This is a genomic window from Micrococcus sp. NPDC078436 (genome assembly GCF_040702705.1).
In the GTDB taxonomy this organism is placed as follows: Bacteria; Actinomycetota; Actinomycetes; order Actinomycetales; family Micrococcaceae; genus Micrococcus.
Map to the genome: position 1 here is coordinate 3,473 of NZ_JBFBLX010000027.1, position 1,991 is coordinate 5,463.

1 rRNA gene is annotated in these 1,991 nt (G+C 56.0%); it reads right to left on the reverse strand.

From position 1 onward, the window contains the following. Nucleotides 1-152 precede the first annotated feature (152 nt). A 16S ribosomal RNA gene (locus AB0302_RS11280) occupies nt 153-1,673 on the reverse strand. Between the last annotated feature and the right edge of the window lie 318 nt (nt 1,674-1,991).

The following is a 1,991-nucleotide window of genomic DNA, read 5'->3' on the forward strand; positions in this document are numbered from 1 at the left end:
CCATCACCAGCCCCAACCATTCCAACCAGCTGCAAACAGCCGGCGTACTCAGCCAGAACCAGGACACTCCCCAGCACCATTCGTTGATGTTCCACCCATGAGCAACCCGCCATCACACACGCGGTGATGCAACGGGCACTAATGCTCCTTAGAAAGGAGGTGATCCAGCCGCACCTTCCGGTACGGCTACCTTGTTACGACTTAGTCCCAATCGCTGGTCCCACCTTCGACGGCTCCCTCCACAAGGGTTAGGCCACCGGCTTCGGGTGTTACCGACTTTCGTGACTTGACGGGCGGTGTGTACAAGGCCCGGGAACGTATTCACCGCAGCGTTGCTGATCTGCGATTACTAGCGACTCCGACTTCATGGGGTCGAGTTGCAGACCCCAATCCGAACTGAGACCGGCTTTTTGGGATTAGCTCCACCTCACAGTATCGCAACCCATTGTACCGGCCATTGTAGCATGCGTGAAGCCCAAGACATAAGGGGCATGATGATTTGACGTCGTCCCCACCTTCCTCCGAGTTGACCCCGGCAGTCTCCCATGAGTCCCCACCCGAAGTGCTGGCAACATGGAACGAGGGTTGCGCTCGTTGCGGGACTTAACCCAACATCTCACGACACGAGCTGACGACAACCATGCACCACCTGTGAACCCGCCCCAAAGGGGAAACCGTATCTCTACGGCGATCGAGAACATGTCAAGCCTTGGTAAGGTTCTTCGCGTTGCATCGAATTAATCCGCATGCTCCGCCGCTTGTGCGGGCCCCCGTCAATTCCTTTGAGTTTTAGCCTTGCGGCCGTACTCCCCAGGCGGGGCACTTAATGCGTTAGCTGCGGCGCGGAAAACGTGGAATGTTCCCCACACCTAGTGCCCAACGTTTACGGCATGGACTACCAGGGTATCTAATCCTGTTCGCTCCCCATGCTTTCGCTCCTCAGCGTCAGTTACAGCCCAGAGACCTGCCTTCGCCATCGGTGTTCCTCCTGATATCTGCGCATTCCACCGCTACACCAGGAATTCCAGTCTCCCCTACTGCACTCTAGTCTGCCCGTACCCACCGCAGATCCGGGGTTAAGCCCCGGACTTTCACGACAGACGCGACAAACCGCCTACGAGCTCTTTACGCCCAATAATTCCGGATAACGCTCGCACCCTACGTATTACCGCGGCTGCTGGCACGTAGTTAGCCGGTGCTTCTTCTGCAGGTACCGTCACTTTCGCTTCTTCCCTACTGAAAGAGGTTTACAACCCGAAGGCCGTCATCCCTCACGCGGCGTCGCTGCATCAGGCTTTCGCCCATTGTGCAATATTCCCCACTGCTGCCTCCCGTAGGAGTCTGGGCCGTGTCTCAGTCCCAGTGTGGCCGGTCACCCTCTCAGGCCGGCTACCCGTCGTCGCCTTGGTGAGCCATTACCTCACCAACAAGCTGATAGGCCGCGAGTCCATCCATGACCGAAATTCTTTCCAACACCCACCATGCGGTAGACGTTCCTATCCAGTATTAGACCCAGTTTCCCGGGCTTATCCTAGAGTCAAGGGCAGGTTACTCACGTGTTACTCACCCGTTCGCCACTAATCCACCCAGCAAGCTGGGCTTCATCGTTCGACTTGCATGTGTTAAGCACGCCGCCAGCGTTCATCCTGAGCCAGGATCAAACTCTCCGTAAAAAAATTACAGAACGACCTCACAACACCCGGAAATAAGTGTCATGACATCAATTCAATCGCTGGCAGACCACCACCACTCACACGGGGGTGCGGGGTGTATGGTCAACCAATGTGTTAAAACAATTGGCATCAACAAACTTGGCACACTATTGAGTTCTCAAACAACAGGCGCTTCCAGACTCACCATCCCGCCTCGCGGAACGTTTCGCTCTGGAGCAACTTCTCCATCCTAGACCATCCGATCAGACCCTGTCAACCCCGTTTCCGAAGTCTTCAGCAGCTGTTCACGTGATCCGGTTTCGCAACCTTACCACACGA